The sequence below is a fragment of the Nakamurella sp. GG22 genome (genome assembly GCF_052976845.2).
The window spans coordinates 1-7,546 of sequence record NZ_JBRIIO020000064.1; the positions used below are offsets into that span (position 1 = coordinate 1).

General features: G+C 67.0%; 7 protein-coding genes. 2 read left to right on the forward strand and 5 right to left on the reverse strand.

From position 1 onward, the window contains the following. Positions 1–166 precede the first annotated feature (166 nt). A complete protein-coding gene (locus ACVBEQ_RS27895) occupies positions 167–1,141 on the reverse strand; it encodes a DUF932 domain-containing protein (RefSeq protein ID WP_447156701.1) in 975 nt (324 codons plus the stop codon). A gap of 105 nt (positions 1,142–1,246) precedes the next feature. Between ACVBEQ_RS27895 and ACVBEQ_RS27900 the strand changes: the two genes are divergently transcribed. Continuing rightward, positions 1,247–1,492: a DNA-binding protein gene (locus tag ACVBEQ_RS27900; protein WP_447156702.1), complete on the forward strand. Its 246-nt coding sequence runs from the start codon at positions 1,247–1,249 to the stop codon at positions 1,490–1,492. Between the two features lie 656 nt (positions 1,493–2,148). On the opposite strand, the gene ACVBEQ_RS27905 is transcribed toward ACVBEQ_RS27900, so the two are convergent. Together ACVBEQ_RS27905 and ACVBEQ_RS27910 are read right to left on the reverse strand one after the other, a co-directional pair. Beyond that, positions 2,149–2,433, reverse strand: a complete 285-nt coding sequence (locus tag ACVBEQ_RS27905) for a hypothetical protein (protein ID WP_447156704.1) — start codon at positions 2,431–2,433, stop codon at positions 2,149–2,151. A 189-nt stretch (positions 2,434–2,622) separates the two neighbouring features. Next, complete coding sequence (locus tag ACVBEQ_RS27910; RefSeq protein WP_447156705.1) at positions 2,623–3,138, reverse strand: hypothetical protein; 516 nt, start codon at positions 3,136–3,138, stop codon at positions 2,623–2,625. A 436-nt stretch (positions 3,139–3,574) separates the two neighbouring features. Between ACVBEQ_RS27910 and ACVBEQ_RS27915 the strand changes: the two genes are divergently transcribed. Then, complete coding sequence (locus ACVBEQ_RS27915) at positions 3,575–4,666, forward strand: PDDEXK nuclease domain-containing protein (RefSeq protein WP_447156706.1); 1,092 nt, start codon at positions 3,575–3,577, stop codon at positions 4,664–4,666. 377 nt (positions 4,667–5,043) lie between these two features. Here the strand turns inward: ACVBEQ_RS27915 and ACVBEQ_RS27920 are convergent, their stop codons facing one another. Together ACVBEQ_RS27920 and ACVBEQ_RS27925 are read right to left on the reverse strand one after the other, a co-directional pair. Beyond that, positions 5,044–5,994, reverse strand: coding sequence for a replication protein RepA (locus ACVBEQ_RS27920; protein WP_447156707.1), 951 nt, complete (start codon positions 5,992–5,994; stop codon positions 5,044–5,046). 1,034 nt (positions 5,995–7,028) lie between these two features. Next, the coding region (locus ACVBEQ_RS27925) for a ribbon-helix-helix domain-containing protein (RefSeq protein ID WP_473163209.1) at positions 7,029–7,546 on the reverse strand (518 nt) is incomplete at its 5' end.

Sequence of the window (7,546 nt, forward strand, 5' to 3'; positions counted from 1 at the left end):
CTCCGACTCAGCCCACGGTTGCCGAGTACCACGGACAAGCACGAATCGATCTTCACAGATAAGCGGTGGGGTGGGGGCAATCGGTGGGCCGGGGGCTGCAATCCCCCGGCCCACCACCTGACCGGCAGGGGTCAGTGCGCGGCGACCAACTCGAACGCGCGGGTCTTCACGGCGGCGACGTTCGCGGAGGTGATCGCCCGCTCGGCGCGGGCCGCGCTCGGGTTCCGCTTGTCCGCGACCGGGGCGAAGTGGTCGGTGTACTCGGTGATCGCCTGGTACGCGCCCACCGGGTGCCCCGGATGACCTCACCGGTCGGTGAGTGCCGCCACAGGTCCACCAGCACAGCCCGCCGGTTCGCCGCGATCGTCTGCGACCGCTTCGACTTGTCGGCCTTCGGGTCGGCGGGCCACACGGCGTTGATCAGGTCCCGGAACTGCTGATCGGTCATCGACTGGGCGATCAACTGGTCGGCCTGCGCCTGGAACTCCTCGGCGTAGGCGAAGGTCAGCCCCAGGGCCTGCCGGGCCTGCTCGATCTGACCGGCCGCGCCGGAGGTGTGCCGTATCGAGAACGACGACTTAGCCCGGCTGATGGCCATCGCCTGGGTGTTCGCGCACACCACCCGCACCGGGGACACCAGCAACCGGAACGCCGACGTGCCGTCGTGGCTGTTGCACGCGATCAGGTACAGATCAACGGGGTCCACTCCCCCGACCTGCATCGTGGTCGGCAACTTCATGGTCAGGAACACCTGACGGCCGCCGCGCAGCGACCCCGCCGTCTCGAAGTGCGCCCCGGACTCGTCGACCAGGGCGTCCAGCAGCGCGGCGTGCGCCTCGTTCTGGATCGGGGTGTAACCCCGCCCCACGACACCGAGCACGTCCGGCCGCCCGGTCACCGGGTTGGTCCGCACCGTAGCGAACTGCTCCGGAACGGCCAGGGTCGACACCCCGTCGCCGGTCAGCACCGTGGCTTGCAACGCCTCCTTGCGGACGTTCCACCCGCCGAGCTTGGCGTGGTTCATCGCCTGCTCCGCGTCGAACTCCGCCGGGAGCACCGTGCCCAACCGGTGCCACGCATGCTGCCGCGCCGACACGACCGACGCCGACCCGTCCGACCAGATCTCCAACTGATGAGCCATGACGATCCCTCTCCTGCCGACCGGACCGCCCGGTCTAGGCATATGCCTAGTCCAATAGGCATATGCCTACTAGGCAACCGCAAAGACGAGAATTATGCTGGGCAAGTGCCTACTGTTGAAGCCGTGGAAATCCTTCTCGGCAACGCCGAACTCGGCCGCCTACTGGCGGTCAGCCGCCAACGCGTCAGCCAACTCGTCACCCGCGACGACTTCCCACCACCGCGCGCCAAACTCACCATGGGCAGCATCTGGGCCCTCCCCGACGTCATCGCCTGGGCAGAACACACCGGCCGAAAACTCAACCTCGACGCGCTCGACCATCCACCCGCACAGACGGACGGCAACGGCTGACGCCGCAGTGCAAAGGAAGCCCTAGGGGGCCGGCCGACGCCTGACCCTGAGCAGCGGCCTTTAGCCGCGTTTAGTCAGCTTTAGACAACAGCTAAGGTCGGCGCGTATCTACCGGACATGACCGGTTCCGCCCTTCGCGTCCTGCTGGTATGTCGCGGACGCCCTATCGGCAGGGTTTCGCCGGGGCGCTGGTTGAGGTTCTCTCTGATCGGACCGCTTGGCCGGTCGCGGCGTCAGGTGCGTGCTCAACGAGGTGTCATCTCGGCTGCCATCGTCCGGGGTTGCATCCGGCTCCTACACCGCGGGGTGTTCGTGCCTGCCGGTCGAGGCGTCGCCGGCGGGACGACACGGCAGCCCAGTACAGCAGCGGAGGCGCGCACCAGCCGACGAGCGGGATGGTTATCAGCGCCGGCGCCCAGAAGGCGAATATCCACGCGATAGTCCAGGCGATGCCTCGCCAGTAGCGCCAGACGAGATACACCCACACGACTTCGGTCATGGCTACCTCCCGCAGGCCAGGTTGGGGCGTTACCCGGACGGTAGGGGCGCACACCGACGGTCGGGTCCTTTGGCGTTCCATGCCGGGGCCCAGAAACCCTGATGAGGTCGCAACTTCGCGAGCCAGCGGCTCGCTGCTGCCGCCCCGCTGCGGCCGTTCACTGGGTGCGCTGACGCGGGCTGGCAGTGAAGTGGTCTGCCGCGCGGTGCAGCGCCGTGGACAGGTCGTCGATGAGTTCGTCGACGAAGATGGCGAGCAGGTCGACGCGGCTGCCGAGGGTTGCGCGGCCGCGGTGCTCGGTGCCGTCGGGATCGGTGATACTCCAGGCGACCGGCCCGTCGGGCAGCTGAGCGGTGAGGTGAAACGCGAGGGCTGCCAACGCATTCGGGATTGTGTCAGCGGTGTCGTTGCGGCCGCCGGGAGTGGTGCTGACGGTGTACATACGGTGAGTCCTGTCTTCGGGTGTCGCGGGCATTCCGTGTCTGACGGTGGCCTATGACGGTCATCCCGTCGAATCTTGCTTTTGAAATGTTGATGCATTTCTTGCTGTGGACAACCTGTCTCGGTCCTTGAGAGTGCGGTCCCCCGCCGGCCCCCAGAACGGGGGCCGGCGGAGTATGCAAGTGCCCGGTCAGCGACGGCTGGGGCGGCGCCGGCGGATGCGGGCGGGTGCCTGCCGGTCCAGGATCAGCGGGGCGAGTTCGGCGATGTACTGCCAGGCCTCCCTCATGGAGTCGGCCGCGGCGCGGTCCTGGACGGTCCAGGTCAGCGACCCGACCCGGACGATCGCGGTGCGTGACACCGAGTCGTACCGGGCGGAGCGGCGGTCCTCGCCGTGTGCCCGGACACTCAGCGCCGGGCCGGTGCTGCCCCGTCCCTGCCCTGCGGGGATCTCGGCCGGTAGGCCGTTGAAGATCCACTGGTCGGCGTCGGCGAGCCAGGCCTGGGTGTAGACGGTCGCGGCTGCCGTGTCGTACAGGGTGATCATGAGTTGCTGCCCGAAGGTGGCGGTGATCTGGCTGCCCTCTGCGCCGGGACCGCCGCCGTGCGAGTCGACAACGATGGTTTGCTTCCCGGCGATGATGACGCCGGCCAGGATGTGCTGCCGGTAGGCACCGGGGATGAACTGTTCTCGCTTGCTGGTCATGATGAGCCGCCCTCGTTTCTGCCTCTGCGCGTTCGGCTGAGGCGTGGGGGCAGGGCGGGGGTGCGGGTGGCCTGTCAAGGGCTTGAGCGGTGCCGGTCTGCTGGTCCGGGTGGTGTCGACCTCGGGGTCCCCTCTGGGGTGGGGTCGGCCCGGGCGGATCGGCGGGCCGGTATCGCGTCCCTTGACGGGCCGGGGCCCCACCCCCGCACACTTACCCCTGCTCAGACGGACGCTTCAAAGGTGACCACTGCACCGCTGCCGCGCAGCACGCGGCGCTTTGGCCGTGATGACCCACTGGCGCCTCGCGGTCGCCGACGACGGTCATTGACCCTTGTGCGGCGCCTCCCTACGAGTCGGCCTGGCGTGTCGACGTGCCGATCTGGGGGCGATCCTGGCCGTGTTCGGGTCGTGCGGGGCGGCGTGCGAGGCTGCACATATGGGTGATGTGCTGGTGCCGCGGGGTTACGGCGACCTATTGGCGCAGATCGCCTCAGAGGTACGGGTCGCGCGGTTAAGGGCGGCGCGCAGCGCGAATTCTGAGCTGTTGGCCCTGTACTGGCGCATCGGCAGCCTCATCCTGGTGCGGCAGGAGCAGGAGCCTTGGGGCTCCGGGGTCATCAAGCGGTTGTCAAACGACCTGCGCGGCGAGTTCCCGGGCATGAAGGGTCTATCCCCCACGAACCTGCAGTACATGCGGGCGTTCGCGGCGGCGTGGCCGGGGGGCGGTTCAATTTCCCAACGGCCCGTTGGGAAATTGCCGTGGGGTCATGTCTGTACCCTGCTCGACCAGCTGAAGGACCCCGACCTCCGGGACTGGTACGCCGACCGTGATGTTCGCAATGGATGGTCGCGCCCGGTTCTGGAACATCACGTTGCGACCGGGCTACACCATCGAATCGGGGCGGCGCCTAGCAACTTCAACGAGCGACTGGAGGAGGTGGACGCCGATCAGGCTCAAGAGATCGTTCGGGATCCGTACGTTTTCGATTTCCTTGACCTCACCGATCGTTCCACGGAACGCGCACTCGAGGACGCGCTGACGGACCGGTTGCAAGACACCCTGGCGGAGCTCGGACCGGGTTTCGCATTCGTCGGCAGACAACATCGGTTCACCGTCGACAACGACGACTTCTACGTTGATCTGCTGTTGTTCCATGCCCCGACGGTCCGTTACGTCGTCATTGAGCTGAGGGCGGGACGGTTCCGGCACGAGTACGCCGGGCAGCTCGGCTTTTACGTCACCATTGTCGACGACCAGCTACGCAAACCGCAGGTGCACGCCCCGACGGTGGGGATTCTGCTGTGCACCAGCAGCACGGAGAACACCGTGAAGTATGCGTTGCGAGCCGCGAGAGCACCGATGGCCGTTGCCACCTACACCTACGACACCTTGCCGGCGGCCGAGCGGGACGCGCTTCCCCCGGTCGATGCCGTCACACAGGCATTCGCCGGGGTGGCAATGTCTGACAGCGCAACTGCCGGCGACGTCATCGATCCGGCGGCCACGGACATCGCCGCCGACGATTGACTGAGGACGAGACCCCATATCGGCGTGCAAATGCGGTCGAACGGCGATAGACCATTTCAGCATTCGACCGACGTTTGCCGACATCCCGGGTGGGGCGCGGGGCGGAACGCCCGATGTCCTGTCCCTTGCCGGAAGTGCTCGCCACTCCTGCCCTCGACCGAGGTCCAACTTTCAGCCGTTTCGACGACCTGTTGGGAACAGAGGACGTCGAGTAACTCAGCGATCTCGGGGCTCGGCCGATCGGTGGTGATCGCCCTCTTGGCGGACGTGCGTCGATTTTCCCAACGGGCCGTTGGGAGATCGGCCGTTTGTGCCGCCAGCGCCGCGACGCGGCAACCCGTCTTCCGGGCGCTGCGGGTCCTGCCGAGGGCTCCGTGTCACCTGCGCGGGATGGCTGTTCTGGATGGCGCGAGTAGCAGTCCATTGGTTGCGACGGTGACATTCGCGCCTGGGTAGACGGCGAGGACGTCGCGGAGTTGTTTGAGGATAACGGCTTTGAAGTCGCGGAGGCGGGCGTAGTCGCTGCCGAATTGCTCGGAGAGTGCCGCCCAGGGCACGAGTTGGGTTCGGCGGACGTAGCCGAGTCTGTGGGAGAGCCAGACGAGCAGGTCGAGTTTGAGGGGGGATCCGGCGAGGGCGGCGAGGGCGCGGGTGTCCACGGGGACTGGGGCGCTGACGATGCTGTCGTAGAAGGAGTCGGCGAGGGTGATGGTGGATCCCCAGAGAGGTTTCTCGCCTGCTTTGTCATCGTTGTTGTACCAAAGGCGGTATCCGCTTGCGACGCTGAAGTGCGCGCCGGCAATCCCCCATCGTGAGTCGTCGGCGCGGCTGTCCTCGACGTACATGGAGGAGGTGAGGAGGCGGCGCATTTGGTCATTGAGGCGGGTGATGGTGCCGTTCTTGCCCCCGGTAGGCGACAGTCCGAGGCGTTCCATGAAGTCGCTGAGATTGTTGCCGAGTTGCAGGACAGGTGATTGGGTGCGGACGGCCTCGGTGCTCATCCAGGTCAGGACGTACCGGGGTAGGACGCCGTAGGGGTAGCCGGGCTTCTCGGCGCCTTTGGGTCCTGTCATGCCGGGCATGACCCGCAGGGTGAGGGATCCATTGCGGCGGATCCAGAGGCCGGCGTCTCCTGGGTCTTTGTAGGGCAGTGATAGCTGGGCCCAGAGCCGGGCGGCGTATCCGACGGCGCCGGCGTCGCGGGCGTCTTCCATTTCGATGGCGGTGGCGGCGTCGAGGAGGTCGCGTTGCCGGTTAGAGATGACCAGTGCTGGTAACTCGCCGAAGAGTGAGGGGTGGTTGTCAGTGCTGTTCGGTACGGTGCTCATGGCTGGTCCTAGTCCGATAGGAGCGGTCCGTGCCCCCGGGAGCTTCCGACTCCGCGGGGGCCGTTTCTTTCCCGGTCACGGTTGCATGCCCTTGATGGGTCCCCACTGGTGACACGCCGCAGTGAATCCATTCCCTGCAGGATCGTTCGGTTGTCCACGCATAACCGGTCGCGGAGTGCCTTTTCCGCAGGTCACGTGTGGTGTTGTCCACGCATAACCGGTCGCGGCGTGACCGTCGACGTTGGTGTGCGACGGATGGCCCTCCGCATAAGCAGTCGCGCAGGATGCAGGTGTCTTGACTCGGGACCACGGCGGCCAGGCGGGCCATGGGGGTGGTCGGCCCCTGCGCCGCGCATGAGTGGCCGCGGGCTGGCTGATCCCGGTGTGCGGCGCATAAATGGTCGCGATCCGCGGCCCCCCTCCCCTCTTCGCAGGCCATTGCGGCGGTTGATGGCCCCGGCGACGAGCCGGGCGTGCGGTGGCGCATAAATGGTCGCGCCGACCGGTGAGCGGTTGTCCACACAGGATGGCTAGTTGTCCGCGCATAAATGGTCTCCCAGTTCGGGCACCGTGCCGCGCCGCGTCGCATAGGTGGTCGCAGCAGGGTCGGGATGGACCGGGGCGCATAAGCGGTCGCGGCCGTGGATCGTTAATGCAGGTCAGGGACCTGGCGCATTCCGGCGGCCAGCCGGGTGACGGTGGGCGGGGCTGGTTGTGCACGCATGGGTTGTCGCGGCCGGTTGCGCATAGCTCATCGCGGGGTTCAGGCTGTTTGCGCAGGTCAGAGGCCAAGAATGAGGGGTCCCCTGTAGTTGCTTTTCCTTTATGAAGAACCTTTAGTTGCGCCCTGGGTTTGTGAACGTGGGCGCGACTGGTTATCGGCGCTGGCCGCGGCGCGGCGGGACCCGCTTCGCGGGGCTGATTGTGTGGGGCCGCGCCGGCCCCACTCCCCTCGCGGGTCGGTGGCCGCGCTCCGCTCGCTGGCGCTCGCTGCGGCCACCGATTCGTGCGGTGCGGTTCGGTGGCCGGTGGGCTCAGTTCAGGTGGAGTCGGAGTGCGGCGGCGATCAGCGCTGAGCGGTTGGTGTCCAACTGTTGGACGAGGTGATCGATGGCGGTGAGTTGCCGGTCGGTGACGCGAATGGTGGTGTGGACGGAGGGTTCTTTGTCGGCTCGTTGTTGGGGGATGTCGAAGAGGTCCCCGGCTGCGGTCGTGTCGGTGCTGGTGTCCAGGGCGGCGGGGAGTTGGTGGTGGCGCTCGTTGACGGCGGTGAGGATCAGCGCGGTTCGGGTGGTGCCTGTTGAGTCGGCGCGTTCGCCGAGGCTTCGGTGCAGCGATCTGGGGATGTAAAGGGCGATGGTGCGCAGGTACTGCCGACCGGATGGGGCTGTTGCCGAGTTTGCGCTGACGGGCGCCGTGGACTTGGGTTCCGGTCGGCGTGAGGGGGCGCTGCGTTTGGGTCGGGTTGCCGGAGCAGCGGGAGCAGTGGGGGGCTGGGCGGCCATCGATTCGTGCTTGTCCGTGGTACTCGGCAACCGTGGGCTGAGTCGGA